This window comes from Nocardioides jiangxiensis (assembly GCF_030580915.1).
Lineage (GTDB): Bacteria > Actinomycetota > Actinomycetes > Propionibacteriales > Nocardioidaceae > Nocardioides > Nocardioides jiangxiensis.
In genome coordinates this window covers 1413538-1435916 of record NZ_JAUQTA010000001.1, presented here as the reverse complement: position 1 = coordinate 1435916, position 22379 = coordinate 1413538, and the positions used below count along the sequence as shown (strand labels likewise).

Annotated in this window: 20 protein-coding genes; 14 read left to right on the top strand and 6 right to left on the bottom strand. The window is 71.6% G+C overall.

The window, feature by feature from the left end; translation table 11 throughout:
- The first annotated feature begins 1 nt into the window (after position 1).
- From Q5722_RS06955 to Q5722_RS06930, 6 genes are all read left to right on the top strand, one after another.
- A complete protein-coding gene (locus tag Q5722_RS06955; RefSeq protein ID WP_305027480.1) occupies positions 2–1078 on the top strand; it encodes a phosphotransferase family protein in 1077 nt (358 codons plus the stop codon).
- Positions 1075–1770 carry a histidine phosphatase family protein gene (locus Q5722_RS06950; RefSeq protein ID WP_305027479.1) on the top strand — a complete coding sequence of 232 codons (696 nt, stop codon included), beginning with the start codon at positions 1075–1077 and terminating at the stop codon, positions 1768–1770. Before Q5722_RS06955 ends, Q5722_RS06950 begins: the two co-directional genes overlap by 4 nt.
- Before the next feature lie 37 nt (positions 1771–1807).
- Entirely contained in the window at positions 1808–2014 is a 207-nt protein-coding gene (locus Q5722_RS06945) for a hypothetical protein (protein ID WP_305027478.1), read from the top strand.
- Between the two features lie 36 nt (positions 2015–2050).
- Positions 2051–2260, top strand: coding sequence for a hypothetical protein (locus Q5722_RS06940; RefSeq protein WP_305027477.1), 210 nt, complete (start codon positions 2051–2053; stop codon positions 2258–2260).
- Positions 2261–2338: 78 nt separating this feature from the next.
- The gene (locus Q5722_RS06935) at positions 2339–4297 is read left to right on the top strand and encodes a DEAD/DEAH box helicase (RefSeq protein ID WP_305027476.1); all 1959 of its coding nucleotides are present in this window, start codon (positions 2339–2341) and stop codon (positions 4295–4297) included.
- 203 nt (positions 4298–4500) lie between these two features.
- Positions 4501–4902, top strand: a complete 402-nt coding sequence (locus Q5722_RS06930; protein WP_305027475.1) for a DoxX family protein — start codon at positions 4501–4503, stop codon at positions 4900–4902.
- Between the two features lie 212 nt (positions 4903–5114).
- On the opposite strand, the gene Q5722_RS06925 is transcribed toward Q5722_RS06930, so the two are convergent.
- Complete coding sequence (locus tag Q5722_RS06925) at positions 5115–6836, bottom strand: FAD-binding dehydrogenase (RefSeq protein ID WP_305027474.1); 1722 nt, start codon at positions 6834–6836, stop codon at positions 5115–5117.
- 4 nt (positions 6837–6840) lie between these two features.
- Positions 6841–7662 carry an alpha/beta fold hydrolase gene (locus Q5722_RS06920; protein ID WP_305027473.1) on the bottom strand — a complete coding sequence of 274 codons (822 nt, stop codon included), beginning with the start codon at positions 7660–7662 and terminating at the stop codon, positions 6841–6843.
- A gap of 240 nt (positions 7663–7902) precedes the next feature.
- On the opposite strand from Q5722_RS06920, the gene Q5722_RS06915 reads away from it, so the two are divergent.
- The gene (locus tag Q5722_RS06915; protein ID WP_305027472.1) at positions 7903–8040 is read left to right on the top strand and encodes a hypothetical protein; all 138 of its coding nucleotides are present in this window, start codon (positions 7903–7905) and stop codon (positions 8038–8040) included.
- Positions 8041–8050: 10 nt separating this feature from the next.
- Here Q5722_RS06915 and Q5722_RS06910 read toward each other — a convergent pair whose 3' ends face one another.
- A complete protein-coding gene (locus tag Q5722_RS06910) occupies positions 8051–9064 on the bottom strand; it encodes an endonuclease/exonuclease/phosphatase family protein (protein ID WP_305027471.1) in 1014 nt (337 codons plus the stop codon).
- Positions 9065–9246: 182 nt separating this feature from the next.
- On the opposite strand from Q5722_RS06910, the gene Q5722_RS06905 reads away from it, so the two are divergent.
- The 3 genes from Q5722_RS06905 (at position 9247) to zwf (ending at position 13462) form a co-directional block, all read left to right on the top strand.
- The gene (locus tag Q5722_RS06905) at positions 9247–10560 is read left to right on the top strand and encodes an MFS transporter (protein ID WP_305027470.1); all 1314 of its coding nucleotides are present in this window, start codon (positions 9247–9249) and stop codon (positions 10558–10560) included.
- A gap of 9 nt (positions 10561–10569) precedes the next feature.
- Complete coding sequence (locus tag Q5722_RS06900) at positions 10570–11958, top strand: NAD-dependent succinate-semialdehyde dehydrogenase (protein WP_305027469.1); 1389 nt, start codon at positions 10570–10572, stop codon at positions 11956–11958.
- A gap of 61 nt (positions 11959–12019) precedes the next feature.
- The gene (gene zwf / locus Q5722_RS06895) at positions 12020–13462 is read left to right on the top strand and encodes a glucose-6-phosphate dehydrogenase (protein ID WP_305027468.1); all 1443 of its coding nucleotides are present in this window, start codon (positions 12020–12022) and stop codon (positions 13460–13462) included.
- 13 nt (positions 13463–13475) lie between these two features.
- Here the strand turns inward: zwf and Q5722_RS06890 are convergent, their stop codons facing one another.
- On the bottom strand, positions 13476–16217 hold the full coding sequence (locus tag Q5722_RS06890; protein ID WP_305027467.1) for a helix-turn-helix transcriptional regulator: 2742 nt from the start codon (positions 16215–16217) through the stop codon (positions 13476–13478).
- Positions 16218–16321: 104 nt separating this feature from the next.
- On the opposite strand from Q5722_RS06890, the gene Q5722_RS06885 reads away from it, so the two are divergent.
- Both Q5722_RS06885 and Q5722_RS06880 read left to right on the top strand, forming a co-directional pair.
- Entirely contained in the window at positions 16322–17221 is a 900-nt protein-coding gene (locus Q5722_RS06885; protein ID WP_305027466.1) for a diacylglycerol/lipid kinase family protein, read from the top strand.
- A 17-nt stretch (positions 17222–17238) separates the two neighbouring features.
- Positions 17239–17916 (top strand): pirin family protein, encoded by a 678-nt coding sequence (locus tag Q5722_RS06880; protein WP_305027465.1) that lies wholly within the window; start codon positions 17239–17241, stop codon positions 17914–17916.
- A 3-nt stretch (positions 17917–17919) separates the two neighbouring features.
- Here Q5722_RS06880 and Q5722_RS06875 read toward each other — a convergent pair whose 3' ends face one another.
- Together Q5722_RS06875 and Q5722_RS06870 are read right to left on the bottom strand one after the other, a co-directional pair.
- Positions 17920–19956: an NADPH-dependent 2,4-dienoyl-CoA reductase gene (locus tag Q5722_RS06875; RefSeq protein ID WP_305027464.1), complete on the bottom strand. Its 2037-nt coding sequence runs from the start codon at positions 19954–19956 to the stop codon at positions 17920–17922.
- A complete protein-coding gene (locus Q5722_RS06870) occupies positions 19953–20522 on the bottom strand; it encodes a PadR family transcriptional regulator (protein WP_305027463.1) in 570 nt (189 codons plus the stop codon). Before Q5722_RS06870 ends, Q5722_RS06875 begins: the two co-directional genes overlap by 4 nt.
- A gap of 91 nt (positions 20523–20613) precedes the next feature.
- Here Q5722_RS06870 and Q5722_RS06865 point away from each other — a divergent pair, with 91 nt between their 5' ends.
- Both Q5722_RS06865 and Q5722_RS06860 read left to right on the top strand, forming a co-directional pair.
- Complete coding sequence (locus Q5722_RS06865; RefSeq protein WP_305027462.1) at positions 20614–21123, top strand: DUF4396 domain-containing protein; 510 nt, start codon at positions 20614–20616, stop codon at positions 21121–21123.
- 79 nt (positions 21124–21202) lie between these two features.
- Positions 21203–22351, top strand: a complete 1149-nt coding sequence (locus Q5722_RS06860; RefSeq protein WP_305027461.1) for a CaiB/BaiF CoA transferase family protein — start codon at positions 21203–21205, stop codon at positions 22349–22351.
- The last annotated feature ends 28 nt before the right edge of the window (positions 22352–22379 follow it).

The following is a 22379-nucleotide window of genomic DNA, read 5'->3' as shown; positions in this document are numbered from 1 at the left end:
CGTGGCGGCTTCACCGGAGGTCGCCGGTGCTCGCGAGGTCCGCGACGAGGATGCCTTCGACGTCGCGGCGGTCGACGCCTGGCTGCGCACCACCGCAGGCGCGTCCGGTTGGGGCGACGGGCTGCCGGAGGTCCGCCAGTTCTCCGGCGGAGCATCGAACCTGACCTATCTGCTGCGCTACCCGGCGAAGGACCTGATCCTGCGCCGCCCGCCTGCCGGCACGAAGGCCAGGGGTGCGCACGACATGGGCAGGGAGTACCGGATCCAGGCGGCGCTCGCGCCGGTCTTCCCCTACGTCGCCCCCATGGTCGGGCTCTGCACGGACGAGGCGGTCCTCGGGTCGGAGTTCTACGTGATGGAGCGCCTGGTCGGGTCGATCCCGCGCAAGGACTTCGACGTCCCGCTGACGCCCGCCCAGGTGCGCGCCGTGTGCACCAGCACCCTGGACCTGCTGGTCGACCTCCATGCGGTGGACCCCGCTGCGGCCGGGCTCGGCGCCCTGGGCAAGGGCACCGGCTACGTGGCGCGGCAGGTCGAGGGATGGTCGACCCGCTTCCGCAACGCGCACACCGACAACGTCACCGACATGGAGGACGTGATGGCGTGGCTGGCCGCGAACCAGCCGGCCGACCGTGGCAGCTGCCTGATCCACAACGACTTCCGCTTCGACAACGTGGTCTTCGCCGAGGACGACCCGACGCGCCCGATCGGCCTGCTCGACTGGGAGCTGGCCACGATCGGCGACCCGCTGATGGACCTCGGGTGCGTGCTGTCCTACTGGATCGAGGCGGGTGACGACGACATGTGGCAGCTCGTGCGCATGCAGCCGACGAACGCCGACGGCATGCTCACGCGCGCCGAGGTCGTGGACTACTACTGCGCGCAGGCCGGCCTGTCGGTCACGCCCGAGCAGTGGCGGTTCTACGAGGTGTACGGCGTCTTCCGCCTCGCCGGCATCGTCCAGCAGATCTACTACCGCTTCCACCACGGGCAGACGACGAACCCGCGCTTCGAGCACTTCTGGATGTTCGTCAACATGCTGGGCGACCGCGCCCGCTCGGTGATCGGGTCCGCATGAGCGTGATCCTGCTGGTCCGGCACGGTCAGGCCTCGTTCGGTGCCGCCGACTACGACGCGCTGTCGGCGGCCGGGCACGAGCAGGCGCGGGTCCTCGGGCGGGACCTCGCCGCGCGTGGTGTGGTGCCGGACCGGATCGTGCGGGGCGAGCTCCGCCGGCACCGGGAGACGGCCGAGGGCATCCTCGAGGGCCTCGGGTCCGCGGGCGGCAGCCTGCCCGTGACCGTCGACGCCGGCTGGGACGAGTTCGACTTCGACCACGTCCTGCGGGTGCACACGCCCAGCGAGGAGTCGCGTTCGGTCATGGCCGCTGTCGGCGAGCTCCCTCCCGAGCGGCAGCGGGCGGTCTTCCAGGCCTTCTTCGAGGAGGCGACGGCCCGCTGGACGGGCGGCTCCGCCGACCATGAGTACGCCGAGTCGTTCCCGGCGTTCACGGCGCGGGTCGTCGGTGCCCTGGAGCGGGCCGCCCGGGCCACCAGCGGTACGACCCTCGTGGTCAGCTCCGGTGGTCCGATCGGGCTGGCCACCTCCCACCTGCTCGCGGGCGACGCCTCGCTGTGGCCGCAGCTCAACCGGGTCGCGGTCAACACGGCCGTCACCAAGGTCATCAGCGGGCGGTCGGGGCTGCACCTGTCCTCGTTCAACACGCACGCGCACCTCGAGCACGACAAGGCGCTGCTCACCTACCGCTGAGCGTGTCGGGGCGCCGTCCGGCGGGTACCGGCCGGCCATGGACGAGAAGCGCATCGAACCCGACGACTGGACCGACGAGCCGACCGGTGGCGGAGGCGCCCTCGGCACGGCGTCGAGCGGTGACCAGCGGATGGCGGAGGAGGGTGAGACCGATGACGCCGCCGTGGTCAGCGGCGGCGGTGTGGTCGACCGCGACGAGGTGGACCCGGCCGACCAGTCCGAGTCGGCGACGAGCCTCGACTGAGCGGACGGCCGCGCGGGACCGACGTACGCTGGAGAGGTGGACGAGACCGATCGTCGTCGCCCGGTCCGCGAGGAGTGGACCAGCCGACGCGCGAGTGGCAGAGGCGGCTCCCTCGGGGTGCCCTGGAGCAAGGACCCGCGCGTGCCCTCCGGCCACGAGGACCAGGACCACGAGGTGGTCAGCGGTGGTGGGCTCGTCGAGCACGAGAAGCTGCAGCGCTCGGAGGTGTCGACCCGCGTCGACTGACGGCGCGTCGTACGGCGTGTCGGGCGTCACCGCGCCGGCGAATGGTCGTATAAGTGCCAGCCCCACTACGCTTCTACGGTGAGTGACCTTGTGAACGACGCTGCTGTGACCCCCGACGACAACGCCGAGGTGGTTGCCGAGACGGTGAAGTTCGCCGATCTCGGCCTCGACGAGCGGGTGCTCAAGGCGCTCAAGGACGTCGGCTACGAGACCCCGTCCGCCATCCAGGCGCAGACGATCCCGCCGCTCCTCGCGGGCCGCGACGTGATGGGCCTGGCCCAGACCGGCACGGGCAAGACCGCGGCGTTCGCGCTGCCGGTGCTCTCGCAGCTCGACTCCGGCCAGAAGACGCCGCAGGCGCTCGTCCTCGCCCCGACCCGTGAGCTGGCGCTCCAGGTCTGCGAGGCCTTCGAGAAGTACGCCTCGCACCTCAAGGGCGTCCACGTGCTCCCCGTCTACGGCGGCCAGGGCTACGGCGTCCAGCTCTCCGCGCTCCGTCGTGGCGTCGACATCGTCGTCGGCACGCCGGGTCGCATCATGGATCACCTCGAGAAGGGCACGCTCGACCTCTCCGAGCTCCGCTTCCTGGTCCTCGACGAGGCCGACGAGATGCTCTCCATGGGCTTCGCCGAGGACATCGAGACGATCCTCAAGGACACCCCCGAGACCAAGCAGGTCGCCCTGTTCTCGGCCACGATGCCGAGCACGATCCGCCGCATCTCGAAGCAGTACCTCAACGACCCGGTCGAGATCCAGGTCAAGAACAAGACCGCGACCAACACCAACATCACGCAGCGCTACCTGATGGTGTCGTTCCCGCAGAAGGTCGACGCGCTCACGCGCATCTTCGAGGTCGAGAACTTCGAGGCGATGATCGTCTTCGTCCGTACCAAGCAGGCAACCGAGGAGGTCGCGGAGAAGCTCCGTGCCCGCGGTTTCGCCGCGGCCGCGATCAACGGTGACGTCGCCCAGGCCCAGCGCGAGCGCACGGTCAACCAGCTCAAGGCCGGCAAGCTCGACATCCTCGTCGCCACCGATGTCGCCGCCCGTGGCCTCGACGTCGAGCGGATCACGCACGTGGTCAACTTCGACATCCCGACCGACCCCGAGTCCTACGTCCACCGCATCGGCCGCACGGGTCGTGCCGGCCGCAAGGGTGACTCGATCTCCTTCGTCACCCCGCGTGAGCGTGGCCTGCTGCGGATGATCGAGAAGCACACGAAGTCGCCCATGGCGCTGATGGACCTGCCGTCCGTCGACGACATCAACGCGACCCGCCTGGCCCGCTTCGACGAGGCGATCACGGAGGCGCTCGCGGGCGAGGCGATCGACGACTACCGCGACGTCATCGCGCACTACGTGAAGAACCACGACGTGCCGGAGGCCGACGTGGCCGCCGCGCTCGCCGTCGTCCTGCAGGGCGAGACCCCGCTCCTCCTCGACGAGAAGGACATGCCCAAGGTCAACACCGTCTCGGCCGACCGCCCCGACCGTGGCGACCGCCCGGACCGTGGCGCCCGCGGCGACTTCGGCGGCAAGGACCGTGGCCCGCGCGAGTCGCGCACCGGCGTCCCGCTCGCGACGTACAAGATCCAGGTCGGCAAGCGCCACAAGGTCGAGCCCCGCCAGATCGTCGGCGCGCTCGCCAACGAGGGCGGCCTGCGCCGCTCGGACTTCGGCAAGATCCAGATCCGTCCGGACTTCTCGCTCGTGGAGCTGCCCGCGGACCTCTCGCCCGAGACCTACCGCCTCCTCGAGCAGACCCGGATCTCCGGCAAGCTCATCGAGCTCCAGCCGGACAAGGGCCCGGGCATCCGCACCGAGCCGCGCAAGTCCTACGGCGACCGTGGTCCGCGCAAGGAGTACGGCGACCGCCCGCAGCGCTCGTCGTACGGCGACCGGGGTGACCGTCCGCAGAAGCGTGAGTTCTCCGACGGCACGTGGGAGAAGAAGCCGCGCCAGGACCGCAGCGAGCGCACCGGCGCCGAGGCCGCGTGGGGTGACAAGAAGCCGCGCCACAAGAAGAAGTTCGACTGACGCACCCAGCGTCGGGCCGTCACGCCACGTCCGCTGCCCTCGGCCACGCTCTGTCGTGGCCCGGGGTGACGAACGTGGCGTGACTGCATTTCGGGTGTGGCGCAGGCGACAGATAGATGACTTGTCATCTAGATAGATGACGTGTCACCATTGAGTCATCGAGGCGACCACCTGGCCGCCGGAACTCATTCGGAGGTAATCCCATGGACATCGTCCTTCTCGTCGGCCGCATCCTGTTCGTCGTTCTCTTCCTGCTCTCCGCCGTCGGTCACTTCGCGCAGACCGACTACATGGCCGGCTACGCCAAGTCGAAGGGCCTCCCGTTCGCCAAGCTGAACGTCCTCGCCTCCGGCCTGGTCTTCGGCCTCGCCGGCCTGGCGATCGCGTTCGGCGTGTACGGCGACCTCGCCGGCATCGTGCTCGCGCTGGTCCTCGTGCCGACCGCGCTGATCTTCCACACGTTCTGGAAGGAGCAGGGTGAGGCCAAGGCGATGACGCAGATCATGTTCAACAAGGACCTGGCCCTCGCGGGTGGCGCGCTCGCCCTCGCCTTCGCGTTCTCGACCAACCCGGGCCTGACGCTCACCAACGGTCTCTTCGCCTGACCCAGGCATGCCGGCCCCGTCCTCGGGGCACTGCTCGCCACCACGACGACTGCCCGCGCCGCTTCCGAGTCGGCGCGGGCAGTCGTCATTGGGCCGAGACGGGGCCGGTGCCGCGAAGAACGCGGCACAGGCCCCGTCTCGCCGTGGCACAGGCCCCGTCTCGCCGTGGCACAGGCCCCGTCTCGCCGTGGCACAGGCCCCGTCTCGGCGGGTCAGAGGTCGCGGGCGAGGGCGAGGCCGGCGGCGCGGCCGCTGAAGATGCAGCCGCCGAGGAAGGTGCCCTCGAGGGCGTTGTAGCCGTGGACGCCGCCACCGCCGAACCCGGCGACCTCGCCGGCTGCATACAGGCCCGGGATGACCTCGCCGGAGGCGGCGACGGCCTGGCTGTCGAGGTTGGTCTCGATGCCACCGAGCGTCTTGCGGGACAGGATGTTGCAGCGCACCGCGATGAGCGGGCCGTGCTCCGGGTCCAGGATCCTGTGCGGCTTCGCGACGCGCATGATCTTGCCCGTGCGGTCCTTGCGGCCGTTGTGGATCGCCATGACCTGGGCGTCCTTGGTGAACGGGTTGTCGACCTGGCGGTCGCGGGCCACGATCTGACGCTCGATGTCCGCGGCGTCGAGCTTCGGGCCGCGGGCCAGCTCGTTCATCCCGGCGACGAGGTCGGCGATGTCGTCGGCCACCACGAAGTCCTCGCCGTACTTCTTGAAGCGCTCCACCGGGCCGGTGGCGCCCTTCCCCAGGACACGGTCCTTGAGCATCAGCCGGACGTCCTTGTTGGTCCAGTCGGGGTTCTGCTCCGAGCCCGAGAGCGCGAACTCCTTCTCGATGATCGTCTGGTCGAGGACGAACCAGGAGTAGTCGTAGCCCGTGCCGAGGATCTGGGTCATCGAGCCGATCGAGTCGGCACCCGGTACGCCGGACATGCCCTCCAGCCGCTTGCCGTTCGCGTCGAACCACATCGACGACGGGCCGGGCAGGATCCGGATCGCGTGGTCGGGCCAGATCGGGTCCCAGTTGTGGACGCCCTCGACGTAGGCCCACATGCGGTCCTTGTTGACGAGGGTCGCGCCGGCCTGCTCGCTGATCGCGAGCATGCGGCCGTCCACGTGGGCGGGGACGCCGGCGATCATGTGGGTGGGCGCGGGCCCGACCCGGTCCGTCGGCCAGTTGCGCCGCATGAGCTCGAAGTTGTGGCCGATGCCGCCGCTGCTCACCACGACCGCCCGTGCGCGGAGGTCGAAGTCGCCGACGACCTCCCGCGAGGACTTCACGCCGCGGGCGCTCTCATCGGCCGCCAGCACGGAGCCGCGTACGCCGACCACGGCACCGCCGTCGACCACGAGCTCGTCGACCTGGTGCCGGAACCCGAACTGCACGAGCCCGGACCTCTCCGCCTCGAGGACCGGCTCGAGGAAGATGCGCACCACCTCGGGCCCGGTGCCCCAGGTGATGTGGAAGCGCGGCACCGAGTTGCCGTGGCCCTCGGCCCGCCCGTCGCCCCGCTCGGCCCATCCCACGAACGTCAGGGACTTCAGGCCCAGCGCGTGCACGTAGTCGCGCTTGCCCTCGGCGGCCCAGCGCACATAGGCGTCGGCCCACTGCTGCGGCCAGAAGTCCTCGCCGCGACCAGGGCCCCCGGTGCCGTCGCCGAAGCGGTCGAACTGTGCGCTTCCGTGCCAGTCCTGCAGGGCCAGCTCGACCGAGTCGTGGATGCCCATGCGGTGCTGCTCGGGGCTGTCGACGAAGAAGAGGCCGCCGAGCGACCAGAAGGCCTGGCCGCCGAGGTTGTTGCGGTTCTCCTGGTCGAGGACCAGCACCTTCTTGCCGGCCAGGGCGAGCTCGTGGGTGGCGACGAGCCCGGCGAGGCCGGCGCCGACGACGATGACGTCGGGCTGGAAGTCAGAGGACGGCGAGGGCGACGCTGTGGGCATGAGGTCAGGCTACGGCCGGGCGGCCGGCCTCGACATCGGCGATCGTCCCCCGGATCAGCTCCGCGATCGCCTCGGGGCAGTCGCCCATGGGGACGTGGCCGGCCCCGTCGAGGGTGATGTACCGCGCCTCCGGGACGAGCCGGCGTGCGCGGGCCATCTGGCCGTAGGGGAGGATCCGGTCCTTCGTGCCCCAGGCGATGGTGACCGGCGCCTTCAGGGCGCCGCGGAACGGCCGGAAGACCGGGCGCAGGCACTTGATCGCGGTGAGCTCGAAGCCGCGCGCCCGCTTCATCGCGAGCGCGTCGCCGTACGTCGAGGCGGCGTCGTGCCGGTCGGCGTACGCGTAGAGGGGCCAGCCGATGACCGCGCGGACGAACCCGGCACGGCAGGCCTGGCGCAGCGCCGGCGAGGGCACCAGCAGCGCGCCGAGGCGCATCGCCACCAGCGGCAGGGCGGCGCCCGCACCCTTCCAGTCGATGAACGAGGCCGGCGCGAGCGCGACCGCCGAGGAGACCTCGCCCCGGCGCGCGAGCTCGAGGGCCACCGCGCCGCCGAGGGAGTTGCCGGCGACGTGCGGCTTCTCGAGCCCCCAGGCGCGGAAGTTCGCGACCAGGTGGTCGACGTACGCCTCGACGTCGTGGGTGCTGCCCTTGGGATGGGCAGGGGACTCACCGAAACCGGTGAGGTCGACCGCGATCACCTCGTGGTCCTCCGCGAGCAGCCGCACCACGGGGTCCCACGCCTGGCGACGGTGGCCGATGCCGTGGACGAGCACGACCGGGGTGCCGGCGCCCAGGCGGTCATGGGCGAGCGCGGGGAACGACATGGGGACCTCCTGCGTGGGGACGCCCGCAGTCTTGCACCGGACCGCGATAGGCGGAACGCCTTGTCACAGAAAGTGACCTGCGCGACATCGTGACGGCAGAGTGGAGCGCGATCGGCCGATTCTGGCGCGTTTTCAGGTCCTCGTGGAGCGCGGGGTCGCCCGGCCTGCGCGACAGGGGTGCGAAGTGCCCGGATGTGTGCCATACTCGAAAGTGAACAAACGGTGAACAGGAGGTGGCCCATGCTTGACGGTCTTGCAAACCACGACCACATGGAGCTCGTCTGGAAGCGCGAGAAGGGCGTCGACGGCAAGAAGCGTCTCGTCGCTCACTGGGTGCGTGTGCGCCCGGCTGCGCCCACGAACCATCACGCTGCCTGACTCCAGCGACCTACTTCGTCAGCGACGGTGCCCGGCTCTCGGGCACCGTCGCTGTTGCGTAGACGAGGGGATGGTCGGTGACCCTCCCGAGCACGCCGCGGTCGCGGATCGTGTAGTCGGCGAAGCCCACGCGCGAGGAGCCGAGGATGAAGTCGACCGGCATCCTGCCCGAGCTGCAGGAGCCGCCGGCCCAGCGGAGGTCGGTGCTCGCCGTGACCGGGCTGCAGTACTCCTGGCGCTCGTTCATGTCGCCGGTGACGAAGACCGGGTAGCCGGTCTGTGCGGCCAGCTTGTTGACGAGCGCGATCTCCCGCGCCGTCGCCTCGCGCCGCCATCGCGCCTGCGTCGCGCCGTACTTGTGGGCGGGGTTGTGGAAGTTCGCCACCCAGATGCGCTGCCTGGTCTGCACGTTCTCCAGCAGCACATACGGCATCTGCCGCGTACGACCGAAGAAGTACGGGATGGCGATCGTCTCCCGCTCCACCGCGCGGAACGTCGAGGTGTCCCACGCGAGCGTGTTGTCGACCGCGTCCTGGTTCACGGCGAGGCCGGGCCAGCTGTCCCACCGGCTGCCGGTCCGCGCGCGGAACGCGGCGTACTGCGGCGCCTGCATCTCCTGGAAGCCGACCACGTCGGCCGAGGCCTCCTGGAGCGCCTGCAGCGCCCAGCCCATGCGGGTCGCGCTGTCGGCGTACTCCGCCCGGTCGCCGCCGGCGACCGTGTGGCTGTTGCCGAGGACGTTGAGCGTGGCGATCTGGAACCGGAACGCCGGCAGGGTGTCGAGCTGCTTGCGGACGTTGCGCAGCAGGTCCTTCGAGATCGGGATGTCGGGCGCGCGTGACGGCGTGATGACCGGGGTGGGCGGTGGCGTCGTGGCCGGAGGGGTGGTCGGCGCCGACGCGCTGGCGTTGGCGCGGTGTCCGTCGTTCCCGGTCAGGCCGAAGGCGACGCCCACGCCGGCGAGGACCAGGACGATCACGAGGAGCGGAGCCAGCGTCACGACCAGCTCGGGGGGTTTGCGCACCGCTGAAGGATACGTCCGGTACGGCTTGACGTGACCGACGCCACGACCTACCGTTCTTATGCCCCTCTCGATTACCCCATGAGTCGAGAGGGGCTTCTTCATTTCCGGCCCCGCTCGCCGCGAGACCCAGGAGGCGGGGACCCCGGCGGTGGGGTCGGCGGGCGTGCGTAACGGTCCGATAAATGAGTCGCGACCGGCATCTGGGCACTGCAACCATCGACATCATGGGCACGGGCATGGCGGCGTATCGAAGGCTGCTGGCCCACCCCACCGTCAGGTCGGTGCTCGTCCTCGGGTTCATGATCCGGGTGCCTGTGTTCGCGTCGTTCATCGTGCTCACGCTCCACGTCGTCACGGGGCTCGACCGGAGCTACTCCGCGGCCGGTCTGCTGGAGACCGTGACGACGGTCGCCATGGCCGTCGCCGCGCCCTGGCGCGGACGCGCCCTCGACCGCATCGGCCTGCGGGCGACCGTCGGGCCCATGCTGGTGGTGCTGGTCGTCGTCTGGTCGATCGCGCCCTTCGTCCCGTACGCCGCCCTCCTGGTGCTCGCGGCGGTCGGCGGCCTGGCCAACGTCCCGCACTACTCGGTCATGCGCCAGGCGCTGATCAGCGCGGTCCCGGACGCCGACCGCAAGGCGGTGCTCTCGCTCGACGCGCTGGGCACCGAGCTCTCGTTCATGGTCGGCCCGGTCCTGGGCGTCGTCGCCGCCACCCGACTGGAGACCAGCTGGGCACTCCTCGGCACGCAGCTGGTCGCCCTCGCAGGGGGCGTCGGGCTCTGGCTGGCCAACCCGCCTCTCGTGAGGGAGGAGACGGCTGCGGTCGCGACGGATGGGGAGCCTGCCACGGGCGCTGGCGCGGTTGCCGCGCGCGACCGGGCTCCGGCCGGCTCGACGAGCGACGTGCCTCCCGGGCCGCTGTGGCGCAACCCGACGGTCCTGGCGGTGCTCTTCGCCGGCACCGCGACCACCATCGTGCTGACCGGCACGGACCTCGGGGTCGTCGCCGCGCTGCGGCACATGGACCAGCCCGGCTCGATCGGCTGGGTGCTCGCCATCTGGGGTGCCGGCTCGGCGCTCGGCGTCCTCGTCTACGGCGCCCTGCACCGGCCGGTCCCGCTCAACGTTCTCCTCGCCCTGCTGGCGGCGACCACGATCCCGGTCGCCCTCGCCGACGACCGGCTCAGCCTGGTCCTCCTGCTCTTCGTCTGCGGTCTCTTCTGTGCCCCGACGATCACGGCCGCGAGCGAGGCGCTCAGCCGTGCCGTGCCCGAGGGCTCGCTGGGCGAGGCGATGGGCTGGCAGGGCGTCGCCTTCACGATCGGCGGTGCGACCGGCGCACCCCTCGCCGGGCTGGTGATCGACCACGGCGGCTGGCAGGGGTCGTTCGTCGCGGGTGGCGTCGTCGCCCTCCTCGCGGCCGGGGCAGCGCTCGCGCTCGAGGCAGGTCGCACCCGGGCTCGCGTGCAGGTGCCGCGCCGTGCAGGTGCCTAGTCTGGAGGCATGAGCGCCTCCTTCGACGTCCTCGACCCTGCTGACGGCTCCGTCCTCGCCTCGCTCCCCGACCAGGGCGTCGACGAGGCGCGGACGATGCTCGACACCGCGGTGGCGGGCCAGGAGGCGTGGGCGGCGACGGCGGCGCGCGAGCGTGCCGAGATCCTCCGCAGGGCCTTCGACCTCGTGACGGCGCGGGCCGACCACTTCGCCCGGACCATCTCGCTGGAGATGGGCAAGCCACTCGCGGAGGCGCGCGGGGAGGTGGCGTACGGCGCCGAGTTCCTCCGCTGGTTCTCGGAGGAGGCGGTCCGCATCAGTGGCACGTGGCTGCCCGCCCCGGCCGGTGGCTCGCGCCTGATCACGATGAAGAAGCCGGTCGGTCCGGTCCTGCTGATCACGCCCTGGAACTTCCCGCTGGCGATGGCCACCCGCAAGGTCGGCGCCGCGATCGCGGCGGGCTGCACCATGATCGTCAAGCCCGCGGAGTCCACCCCGCTCACCACCATCGAGCTGGCCGAGGTGCTCGCCGAGGCGGGGCTCCCGGACGGCGTGCTCCAGGTGCTCACCACGACGCAGGCGAAGGAGACGACCGCGGCGCTCATGGCCGATGCCCGCCTGCGGAAGGTCTCCTTCACCGGCTCGACGGCCGTCGGCAAGGCGCTGGTGGCCCAGTCCGCCGCGAACCTGCAGCGGGTCTCGATGGAGCTGGGCGGCAACGCGCCGTTCCTGGTCTTCGACGACGCCGACCTCGACAAGGCCGTCGACGGTGCGATGGTCGCCAAGATGCGCAACATGGGCGAGGCCTGCACGTCCGCCAACCGGTTCCTCGTGCAGGCCGGGGTCGCCGGGGAGTTCTCCCGCCGGCTCGCGGAGCGGATGGGTGCCCTCAAGGTCGGGCGCGGGCAGGACGACGGCATCGACGTCGGTCCGCTCATCGACGCCCGGGCCGTCGCGGGTGTGCAGGAGCTGGTCGACGACGCCCTCGCCGCGGGTGCACGCCGGATCGTCGGCGGGGACGCCGAAGGCAACTTCTTCCCGCCGACCGTGCTGGTCGACGTGCCGGAGGAGGCCCGGGTCAACCACGAGGAGATCTTCGGACCCGTCGCCCCGATCACGGTCTTCCCCTCCGGTGCCGACGGCGAGGCGGAGGCGATCCGGATGGCCAACGACACCGAGTACGGCCTGGCGTCGTACGTCTTCACCCGTGACGTGGGCCGGGTGCTGCGGGTCTCCGAGGGCCTCCGGTTCGGCATGGTCGGGGTCAACACCGGCCTGGTGTCGAACCCGGCGGCCCCGTTCGGTGGTGTGAAGGCGAGCGGCTTCGGCCGCGAAGGCGGGTTCACCGGGATCGACGAGTACCTCGACATCACCTACGTCGGGCTCGCGGCCGACTGAGGCGCCGCGACGGAGCGCCCACGGGCTGACCGCCCGGGGCCCTGCCGCCTAGGCTGGAGTCATGGCACCGCAGCCCGAAGGAACCCCCGGCCCGCCGACCACCGTCGTGCTCTTCGGAGCCACGGGCGACCTCGCGCGGCGCAAGCTGCTCCCCGGTCTCCTGCACCTGTGGCGCAGCGGCCTGCTGCCGGACGTCCAGGTCATCGGCACGGCGCTGCACGACCACGACCGTGAGTCGTTCGTGCAGATGGCCCGTGAGGCGATCGAGGAGTTCAGCGACGACGCCGACGACAAGAAGGAGTTCGACGAGTTCGCCAAGCGCCTGTGGTGGGCCGACAGCGGTGTCGACAACCTCAAGGCCGCCGTGACCGAGGCCGAGACCGGGCTCGAGGGCGAGCGGCTGCGGCTGCACTACCTCTCCGTCCCGCCGAAGGCGGCGCTCGACGTCGTCGAGCAGCTGCGCGACGCCGGCCTGGTCGACGGCAGCCGGATCATCATGGAGAAGCCGTTTGGCACCGACCTGGCCTCCGCCAAGGCGCTCAACGACGCGATCCACGAGGTCTTCGACGAGTCGCAGATCTTCCGCATCGACCACTTCCTCGGCAAGGAGGCGGCGCTCAACATCCTGGCGCTGCGCTTCGCCAACGGCCTCTTCGAGCCGATGTGGAACCGCAACTTCATCGACCACGTCCAGATCGACATCCCCGAGGCACTCGGCCTCGAGGGTCGGGCTGGGTTCTACGAGGGAACGGGCGCGTTCAAGGACATGGTCGTCACGCACCTGTTCCAGGTGATGGCGTTCGCGGCGATGGAGACGCCGACGGCGCTCGACCCGCAGTCGATCACCGAGGAGAAGAACAAGGTCTTCCGCTCGATGCTGCCGCTCGAGCCGCACCACGTCGTCCGGGGCCAGTACGACGGCTACCGCAAGGAGGAGGGGGTCTCGCCCGACTCCGAGACCGAGACCTTCATCGCGCTGAAGTGCTTCATCGACAACTGGCGCTGGGCCGACGTGCCCTTCTACCTGCGCACCGGCAAGCGGCTGGCCGAGGGGCAGCGGATCATCTCGATCGCGTTCAAGGAGCCACCGAAGTCGATGTTCCCCGACGGCTCGGGCATCGGCGACGACGGCCCCGACCACCTGACCTTCGACCTCTCCGACAAGGCGAAGATGTCGCTGTCGTTCTACGGCAAGCGACCCGGTCCGGGATTCCGCCTCCAGAAGCTCTCCATGCAGTTCGAGATGGAGGGCACCGAGTGGTCGGGCAGCGTGCTCGAGGCCTACGAGCGGCTGATCCTCGAGGCCGTGAAGGGCAACCACACCCTCTTCACCACCGCCGACGGCGTCGAGCGCCTCTGGGAGATCAGCCAGCCCCTGCTGGACAGCCCCCCGCCGGTACGCCGCTACGCGCCCGGCTCGTGGGGACCCAACCAGATCCACCAGCTGATCGCTCCGTTCGCGTGGCGGCTGCCGTTCGAGCGCGGGTGGCGCGAGCAGCGCTGAGCCTCGTCACGCCCTAGCGGGCGAGCAGGGTGGGCAGCTCCGCACGGGAGTGGATCCCGAGCTTGCGGTAGACGTTGGACAGGTGCCACTCGACGGCCTTGACGGTCACGAAGAGCTCCTGGGCGACCTGACGGTTGGTGAGGCCGGTCGCGGTCAGGTCGGCGACGCGGCGTTCGGACGGGGTGAGCAGGGCCAGGGCCTCCGCTGCGGGTCGGTTGGCCGGCTCGCCGATCCGGTCCAGGAGGCGGCGTACCCGGTCCTCGAGGGGACGCAGGCCGCGCACCTGCGCGTACGACTCCGCCCGCCGGAGCAGGCTGACGACCTCCGGTGACGCGCCGGCGCCCTCGAGCAGGATCAGCATGCCCGCGAGGTCGGCGGAGACCTGGGCTGCCAGGCGCCCGGCGGGGACGCTCTCGAGTGCGGCGAGGGCGCGACGGAGCAGGCCGATGCGGTCCGCCGTCGGGTCCACGGCCGCCACCGTGCGGAGGGCCTGCGCCAGCGTGTACGGCGCCCCGAAGGCCTCGGCCCGGGCGGCGTTCTCACGTGCCAGGTCGACCGCTTCCCGGCCGTTGCCGGTGCGGATCAGGGCGAGCGCACGCCCGGCGCGCCAGGGGAGCACGGCCGGGTTGTCGAGGCTCAGGTGCACCTGGCGACCGACCTCGGCGTAGCGCCGCGCCGCTGTCTCGTGGTCGCCGTGTGCCGCAGCGATGTCGCCGAGCGCGTGCTGGGCGTACGCGCCGATCAGGGTTCGCTCGCCGGCGATCCGCTCCAGCTGCGAGCGCCACGGCAGGGTGCGCTCGAGCTCGCCCCGGGCGATGTGGCACTCGACGAGGCCGGCGAGGACGAAGCCCAGGCCGGCGTTCCAGCCGTGCGAGCGCTGCTCGAGGGTCGCCGCGAAGTCCGACTCGGCTTCGGCGGTCAGGCCCATGCGGGCGCGGGCGGTGCCCCGGCACGCAGCGGCGTTGGCGAACTCCAGCACCGAGCCACGGGCGCGCGCCTCCTCCATGGCCGTCGTGAGGGCGCGCTCGGCCTCGTCGAGGGCGGAGGCCCAGATGAGGGAGCAGCTGGCCATGAACACGGCGGTTCCGTCGGCGTTGGCGTGCTCGAAGAGGGCGCCACGGTCGATCGCGCGCAGGGCCAGGTCGCGCGCCTCCGCCGCGGTGCCGCCGTCGGCGACCTTGAGGCTCGCCGCGGCGGCGAGGGCGAGGCGGTGGTCGGGGGTCGCGGCGTCCGCGGGCTCGCCGAGCAGCCGGTCGAACTGCTCGTGCATGTCACGGGCGGGTGCCCCCATGAGCAGGCCGCTGAAGACCATGCGACCGCTGAGCACGTGCCCCGCGTGGCTCCCGTCCGGACTCGCGTCGAGCGGGGAGCCGAACGTCGCGCGTGCCTGGGCGTACTCGCCCGCGATCAGCAGGGCGTCGCCCGCGGCGGCCCTCAGCGCGGCGAGCTCGTCGGGGTCCTCCGTGAGCGAGCGGGCCCGGCGCCACATCTCCTGGGCCGCCTCGATCTCGCCCAGCGCCGAGAGCGCCGAAGCCGCGCTCGAGAGCAGCGGGATCTCCGCTGCGGTGATCGGGCCCTCCGCGATGGCCCGGTCGAAGTACCGGTGGGCCTGTTCGGCCTCGCCGGCCGCCAGCGCGTGCCTGCCCTGCTCGGCCAGCCGGTCGCGGGTGTCCGGGTCGTCGCCGGGCGTCGTGTGCAGGAGGTGGCGGGCCACGACCGTGCGGGGTGCGCCGCGCCGGGCCAGCACGTCCGCACACCGGGCATGCAGGTCGGCCGTGTCGTCGGCGCTGAGCGCCGCCAGCACGGCGTCGGCGACCAGCGGGTGGCGGAGGCGGTGGGTGCCGTCCTCGCGGTGGGCCAGCTGCGCGGTCGTCAGCAGGGCGAGGTCGTGCACGACGGTCGCGGGCGGGACCCCCGCGAGCTCGGCGACGGAGCCCGTGGCCGCGTGGTCGCCGAGGATCGCCACGGCGGAGGCGGTGGTCAGGGCCGTGGCCGACAGCCGCCGCAGGCGGCCGGTGATCGACCCGACGAGAGAGTCGGGGACGTCGTCCCCGCCGCTCGCGATGACCTCCCCCACGAAGAGGGGTACGCCGCCGGTCACGGTGTGGATCCGGTCGGCCTGCTCGGGGTCGAGCCGGTGCGCCTCCAGCAGGGTCGCGACGCCGTCGACGCTCAGAGGCTCGGGGTGCAGCACGCGGCTCACCTCGCGCAGCCGCGCCAGCGACTCGGGACAGCTCGGCTCCTCGCCCGTCCGCACCGTGTAGGCCAGGACGCAGGGGAGCTGCTGCACGGCTGGCGCGAGCAGGTCGAGCGCCTTGAGGGACCCGGAGTCGACCCACTGCAGGTCGTCCACGGTGAGCAGCAGCGGCCGCTCCGCACACAGGTCCTCGAGGACCCAGCGGACCCCGTAGACCAGGTCACCCAGCGGGCGGCTGGCGCCGTCGGCGAGCTCCACCAGGGCGGCGCCGGGTCCGTCGAAGGGATGCTCGCCCGACCGGTGGCGGTGCGCCATCAGGCCGAACCAGTCGCGCAGGACGCCGTACCCGATGCCGGGGCTCATCGGCGTCGCGCGCACGTCAAGACTGCGCCAGCCGTCTCGGAGAGCGGCGTCGCGCAGGTGCCATAGCAGTCGGGACTTCCCCATGCCGGGAGGCGCTTCGAAGGCCACGAGGTCACCGTGACCGCCCCGAGCACGGTCCAGGAGCCGCCCGAGAGTGGCGGTCTCAGCGTCCCGTTCAACAAGCCGGGAGCGCATCCTTCGACGCTAGACCCGTGGGGGTGTCCTTGGGACCCCTTCGGGCCAAATGGGTCGTCCGGACTATGTCCGCACTGGGGCACCCCAGTGTCATGCTGGCGCCCGTGAGCCACACCCTCCTCGTCAACCCCCGGGCCGGCGGAGCGACGATCTCGGTCGCTGCCGCGGCGCGCGCCGCGCTCGAGGAGGCGGGCTGCGCCGTCCACGTCGCCCTCTCGGAGGAGCCGGCTGCCACCCGGTCCGCCGTCGACGAGGCATGCTGCCGCGGCGACGTCCTCGTGGCAGTGGGCGGCGACGGCACCGTGTCCTCCGCAGCCGGCCTGGTCGCGGAGCGGGGCGGCGTGCTCGGTCTGGTGCCGTCGGGACGTGGCAACGACTTCGCCCGCATGCTCGGGATCCCGGCCACCGCGCGCGGCGCCGTCGACGTGCTCCTCACCGGGCAGGTCGAGCAGGTCGACCTGCTCGCGGCGACGCTGCCGGGCAGCGGGCCCCGGATCGTCGTCGGCTCGGTCTACTCGGGCGTCGACGCGCACGCCGCCGAGCTCGCCGAGGCGATGCGCTGGCTGCCGGCGTTCCTCCAGTACCCGGTGGCGGGCGTCCGCTCGCTGGCCTCCTACACGCCGGTCGAGGTCGAGGTGGTCGTCGACGGCGTCGCGCACTGCTTCGGCGCCGCGACGGTCGTGGTCGCCAACTCGGCGTTCTACGGGTCCGGCATGCAGGTGGCACCGGATGCGTCGGTCACGGACGGCCTGCTCGACGTCGTGGTCGTCTCGGCCTCCTCGCGGCGCTCCCTGATCAGCGCGATGCCCACGATCTACAGCGGCCGCCACGTGCTCCGCGACGACGTCGCCGTCCTGCGTGGTCGGGTCGTCGAGGTGCGCGGCACGCCGCGGGTCTCGATGGGTGCGGACGGTGAGCCGCTCGGCCTGCTGCCGGCACGCGACGACGTCCCGGCCCGGATCGAGGTGCTGCCGTCCGCCCTGCGGATGATCACGCCGGCCTGACCGGTGAGAATGGCGCCATGTCCCTGGAGGTACGCCGCGCCGGCTCGCGGTTCGTGACGCTCGAGGCGGGTCGCGAGACGCGGCACTCGTTCTCGTTCGGGCCGCACTACGACCCGGCGAACCTGGGATTCGGCCTGCTGGTCTCGCACAACGACGACCGGCTGGCGCCCGGGGCGGGATATCCCGAGCACCCCCACCAGGAGATCGAGGTGGTGACCTGGGTGCTGACCGGTGCGCTCGCGCACCGCGACTCGACCGGTGGTGCCGGCGTCCTCCGGCCCGGGCAGGTGCAGGTGATGTCGGCGGGCACCGGCGTGGTGCACAGCGAGTACGCCGAGCCGGGTACCGGCCCGACGCGCTTCGTGCAGACCTGGGTCCGCCCGGCGGCCTGGGGTGAGGCGCCGGCGTACGCGTCGGCCGACGTGTCGCCCGGCGCGGGCTGGACCGCGGTCGTCGGGGGAGACGGCCTCCCGGTGCGCGCGCCAGGCGCGACGCTGTGGATCACCGACGCCTCGGCCGGCGACCAGCTGGTCGTGCCGGAGGTGCCGCACGCCCACCTCTTCGTGGCGACCGGTGCCGCTCGCCTGGGCGAGGTCGAGCTGGCCGAGGGTGACGCGGTCCGGATGAGCGACAGGGGCGGCGACCTCACGGTCACCGCCCCTGGGCAGCTGATGCTGTGGACCTTCGGGCCCTGAGGGTCAGAGCGCCGCGGCGGTCTCCGTGCCCTGCAGGATCGCGCGCTTGGCGTCCAGCTCGGCAGCGACGTCCGCGCCACCGATGATGTGCAGGCCGGGGCGGTCGGCGACGTGCAGCTCGTCGTACAGGCCGCGGACGGACTCCTGGCCGGCGCAGATGACGACGGTGTCGACAGCGAGGACCTGCTTCGTGGTGGAGCCGTCCTTGGCCGTGACGGTGATGTGCAGGCCCTCGTCGTCGATCAGGTCGTACGACGCACCGCTGATCTGGTGCACGCCGTCCTGCTTGAGGTGGGCCATGTGCGCCCAGCCGGACGTCTTGCCGAGACCCTTGCCGATGCGCTCCGCCTTGCGCTGCAGCAGCCACACCTCGCGCGACGGCGTGCGCGGCTTCTTCTCGGTCAGGCCGGCCGGGTCGACCAGCGGGTTGCCCACGCCCCAGTGCGCCTTCCACTCCTCGAGCGTCTCCTCCTCGTGGGTGAGGAAGACCGAGATGTCGACGCCGATGCCGCCGGCACCGATGACGGCGACCTTCTTGCCGGGCGTCACCTTGCCGGACAGCACGTCGGCGTAGGAGACGGCCTTGGGGTGGTCGATGCCGGGGATGGCCGGGGTGCGCGGCTCGACGCCGGTCGCGATGATCACCTCGTCGAAGGCGGCGAGGGTGGCCGGGTCGGCGGCGGTGTGGAGGCGGAGGTCGACGCCGAGGACCTCGAGCTTGCGGCCGAAGTAGGCCACCGAGTCCTTGAAGTCCTCCTTGCCGGGCACCTGCATGGCGAGGCGGAACTGGCCACCGATCTCGGCGTTCTTCTCGAAGAGCGTGACGGCAAGGCCCCGCTCGGCGGCGGAGACGGCGGCGGAGAGGCCGGCCGGGCCGGCGCCGACGACGGCGACCTTCTTCTTCGAGCGCGTGGGGGAGAGGACGAGCGTCGTCTCGCGGCCCGCACGCGGGTTGACCAGGCAGGAGACCTTCTTGTTCTGGAACGCGTGGTCGAGGCAGGCCTGGTTGCAGGCGATGCAGATGTTGATCTCGTCCTCGCGGCCCTCGGCGGCCTTCTGGACGAGGAAGGAGTCGGCGAGGAACGGGCGCGCCATGGAGACCGCGTCGGCCTTGCCCTCGGCGATGATCTGCTCGGCCAGCTGCGGGGTGTTGATCCGGTTCGAGGCGATGACCGGGATGCCGACGTGCGGCTTGAGGGCAGCGGTCGAGTCGATCCAGGCCCCGCGGGGGACCTGCGTGATGATCGTGGGGACGCGTGCCTCGTGCCAGCCGATGCCGGTGTTGAGGATGTCGACGCCGGCTTCCTCGAGCTTCTTGGCCAGGGTGACGATGTCGTCCCAGCTCTGGCCGCCCTCGACGAGCTCGAGCAGGGAGATGCGGTACTGGATGATGAAGTCCGGCCCGACCTTCGCGCGGGTCGCGCGGACGATCTCGAGCGGGAACTGCATGCGTGCCTCGGCGGAGCCGCCGTAGCGGTCGGTGCGCTTGTTGGTGCGCTCGGCGAGGAACTGGTTGATCAGGTAGCCCTCGGAGCCCATGATCTCGACGCCGTCGTAGCCGGCCTTCTGGGCCAGCCACGCCGAGCGGGCGAACGCACGCACGGTCTTCTCGACCCGCTTGGTCGACATCGCCTTGGGCTTGAACGGGTTGATCGGGGCCTTGATCGCCGACGGGGCGATGCTGAACGGCTGGTAGGAGTAGCGGCCCGTGTGCAGGATCTGCATCACGATCTTGGCGCCGTGGGCGTGCACCGCCTCGGTGATCTCGCGGTGGTGCATCGCGTCCTTGCGGGTGCGCATGCCGCCGGCGAACGGCTTCACCCAGCCCTGCCACTCGGGCGCGTAGCCGCCGGTCACGATGAGGCCGACGCCGCCCTGGGCACGCTCGGCGAAGAACGCCGCCTGCTTCGGCACGTCGGCCACCTTGTCCTCGAGCCCGTTGTGCATCGAGCCCATGACCACGCGGTTGCGCAGCTCGGTGGTGCCGACCTTCAGCGGCTGGAGGAGGTGCGGATACCTGGTGATGCCGTTGTTGCTCATCGTGCTTCCTTGTCCGTCGCGCCGGCTGCCCGGCGTTCGTGGGTGGTGAGGTACTCGTCGAGGAAGCCGATCCAGCCTTCCTCGACACGGACGCCGGCGCGCAGGACCAGGTAGCGGTCCAGGTCGGCGTCCGAGAGCTCGTCGGGGTGGGGGAACTGCCGCTGCAGCATCTGCTCGTACGCCGCGGCGCGGGCGCGGTGGACCTCGCGCTGGGCCCGTGCCATGGCGAGCACGCCGGCCCGGTCCTCGGCGTACGACGCACCGCGGAGCTTGACCGCGAGGTCGCTGCGCAGCGGGGCGTCGGCGGGGGCCTCGGTGAGCCAGACGGCGAGGGTCTTCTCGCCGAGCGGGGACACCTCGTAGACCTTGGTGTCGGGCTTGCCCTGCTGCGGCACGACGGTGGAGGTCACCCAGCCGTCGGCCTCCATGCGGGCCAGGGTCCGGTAGATCTGCTGGTGGGTCGCGGACCAGAAGTGGCCGAACGACTTGTCGAAGCGGCGGGTGAGCTCGCTGCCACTCGCCGCGCGTTCGCGCAGGGAGACGAGGAGTGCGTGCTCGAGGGCCATGGCACGAGTGTGGAGCACCTATGCAACAAGTTGCAAGCCCTGTGGCCGGAGTCTCTTGGCATATACCCCTAGGGGGTATATGGTCGGCACCATGGACACCACCTGGCGCACGGCCGTCTCCGCGACCCTCCACTGCCTGACCGGCTGCGCCATCGGCGAGGTGCTGGGCATGGTCCTCGCCACGTGGTGGGGCTGGGGCGGCGCCGCATCGATCCTGCTCGCGGTCGCACTCGCCTTCTTCTTCGGCTACCTGCTCACCTTCTCCGGCGTACGCCGCTCGGGGGCGGACGTCGCGACGGCGGTCCGCACCGCCATCGCCGCCGACACCGTCTCGATCCTGGTGATGGAGCTCGCCGACAACGGCTTCATCCTCGCCGTGCCCGGCGCGATGGACGCCACGCTCGGCGACCTCCTCTTCTGGTCGTCGCTCGCGGCTTCCCTCGCGGCTTCCCTCGCGGTGGCGTTCGCGGTGACGGTGCCGGTCAACCGCTGGATGATCGGCCGCGGCCTCGGGCATGCGGCGGTGCATGCGCTGCACGGGCACGGCGATGCAGGTCGCGACCATGCAGGGCAGCACGGGCGCCACGGGCATCACCACTGACAGGGCTGCGCAGAACTGTGGACAGCGTGTCCATGCTTCTCCGCGACAGCGCCGCCCCCGCCGGGTACGCTGCGTACCCATGAGCATCGAACTCGGTCAGGGCACCGGTCCCCTCCGCGGCATCAAGGTCGTCGAACTCGTCGGCATCGGCCCCGGCCCGCACGCCTGCATGACGCTCGCCGACCTCGGCGCGGACGTCATCCGCGTCGACCGCCCCGGCGGCCAGATGCTCTCCTTCGGCGAGAAGGACTTCATGGGGCGCGGCCGTCCCTCGGTCGCGCTCAACCTCAAGGACCCCGCCGGCGTCGAGACCGTCCTGCAGCTGGTCGAGGACGCGGACATCCTCATCGAGGGCAACCGGCCCGGCGTCACCGAGCGCCTCGGCCTCGGCCCCGAGGACTGCTGGGCGCGCAACCCGAAGCTGGTCTACGGCCGGATGACCGGCTGGGGGCAGGACGGGCCGCTCGCCCTCACCGCGGGCCACGACATGAACTACATCTCGATCGCGGGCGCGCTCTTCGGCCTCGGCCAGGAGCCGGGCAAGCCGCAGTTCCCCGCCAACCTGCTCGGCGACTTCGGCGGCGGCTCGTCCTACCTCGTGATCGGCGTGCTCGCGGCGCTGCTCGAGGCCCGCGTCTCCGGTAGGGGTCAGGTCGTCGACGCAGCGATCGTCGACGGCACCGCCCACCTCAACGCGATGGGCGCGATGATGGTCGGCACCGGCCTCGCCCAGCCCGACAAGCGCGCGGCCGGCATGCTCGACGGCGGCGCCGCGTTCTACGACATCTACGAGACCGCCGACGGCCGGCACGTCAGCGTCGGCGCGATCGAGCCGCAGTTCTACGCCGCCATGGCCGCGCTGCTCGAGCTGGGTGACGACGCGCCCCAGCAGTTCGACGCCGAGGCGCTGCGTCCGGTGCTGGTCGAGAAGTTCAAGACCAAGACGATGGCCGAGTGGGCCGCCATCTTCGACGGCACCGACGCGTGCGTCGCGCCGATCCTCACCATCCTCGAGGCGGCGGAGCACCCGCACATGAAGGCCCGCGGGGTCTACGCCGAGGTCGGCGGCATGCTGCAGCCCACGCCCGCCCCGCGCTTCTCGCGCACGCAGGGCAGCATCGGCTCCCCGGCCGTCGCGGCGGGTGCCAACACCCGCGAGGCGCTGGAGGCCTGGGGGATCGAGGGCGTCGACAAGCTGATCGAGGCGGGTGCCGCCGTCCAGGCGTGATCGCGCGTTTCGCGTCCGTGAACCGAGC

What these genes read in the sequence shown, in the direction of transcription:
- Q5722_RS06890 (WP_305027467.1), bottom strand. Translation starts at nt 16,217, where the DNA reads ATGCGCTCCCGGCTTGTTGAACGGGACGCTGAGACCGCCACTCTCGGG.
- Q5722_RS06860 (WP_305027461.1), top strand. Translation starts at nt 21,203, where the DNA reads ATGAGCATCGAACTCGGTCAGGGCACCGGTCCCCTCCGCGGCATCAAG.
- Q5722_RS06925 (WP_305027474.1), bottom strand. Translation starts at nt 6,836, where the DNA reads ATGCCCACAGCGTCGCCCTCGCCGTCCTCTGACTTCCAGCCCGACGTC.
- Q5722_RS06930 (WP_305027475.1), top strand. Translation starts at nt 4,501, where the DNA reads ATGGACATCGTCCTTCTCGTCGGCCGCATCCTGTTCGTCGTTCTCTTC.
- Q5722_RS06865 (WP_305027462.1), top strand. Translation starts at nt 20,614, where the DNA reads ATGGACACCACCTGGCGCACGGCCGTCTCCGCGACCCTCCACTGCCTG.
- Q5722_RS06875 (WP_305027464.1), bottom strand. Translation starts at nt 19,956, where the DNA reads ATGAGCAACAACGGCATCACCAGGTATCCGCACCTCCTCCAGCCGCTG.
- Q5722_RS06900 (WP_305027469.1), top strand. Translation starts at nt 10,570, where the DNA reads ATGAGCGCCTCCTTCGACGTCCTCGACCCTGCTGACGGCTCCGTCCTC.
- Q5722_RS06915 (WP_305027472.1), top strand. Translation starts at nt 7,903, where the DNA reads ATGCTTGACGGTCTTGCAAACCACGACCACATGGAGCTCGTCTGGAAG.
- Q5722_RS06945 (WP_305027478.1), top strand. Translation starts at nt 1,808, where the DNA reads ATGGACGAGAAGCGCATCGAACCCGACGACTGGACCGACGAGCCGACC.
- Q5722_RS06905 (WP_305027470.1), top strand. Translation starts at nt 9,247, where the DNA reads ATGAGTCGCGACCGGCATCTGGGCACTGCAACCATCGACATCATGGGC.
- Q5722_RS06870 (WP_305027463.1), bottom strand. Translation starts at nt 20,522, where the DNA reads ATGGCCCTCGAGCACGCACTCCTCGTCTCCCTGCGCGAACGCGCGGCG.
- Q5722_RS06880 (WP_305027465.1), top strand. Translation starts at nt 17,239, where the DNA reads ATGTCCCTGGAGGTACGCCGCGCCGGCTCGCGGTTCGTGACGCTCGAG.
- Q5722_RS06920 (WP_305027473.1), bottom strand. Translation starts at nt 7,662, where the DNA reads ATGTCGTTCCCCGCGCTCGCCCATGACCGCCTGGGCGCCGGCACCCCG.
- Q5722_RS06950 (WP_305027479.1), top strand. Translation starts at nt 1,075, where the DNA reads ATGAGCGTGATCCTGCTGGTCCGGCACGGTCAGGCCTCGTTCGGTGCC.
- zwf (WP_305027468.1), top strand. Translation starts at nt 12,020, where the DNA reads ATGGCACCGCAGCCCGAAGGAACCCCCGGCCCGCCGACCACCGTCGTG.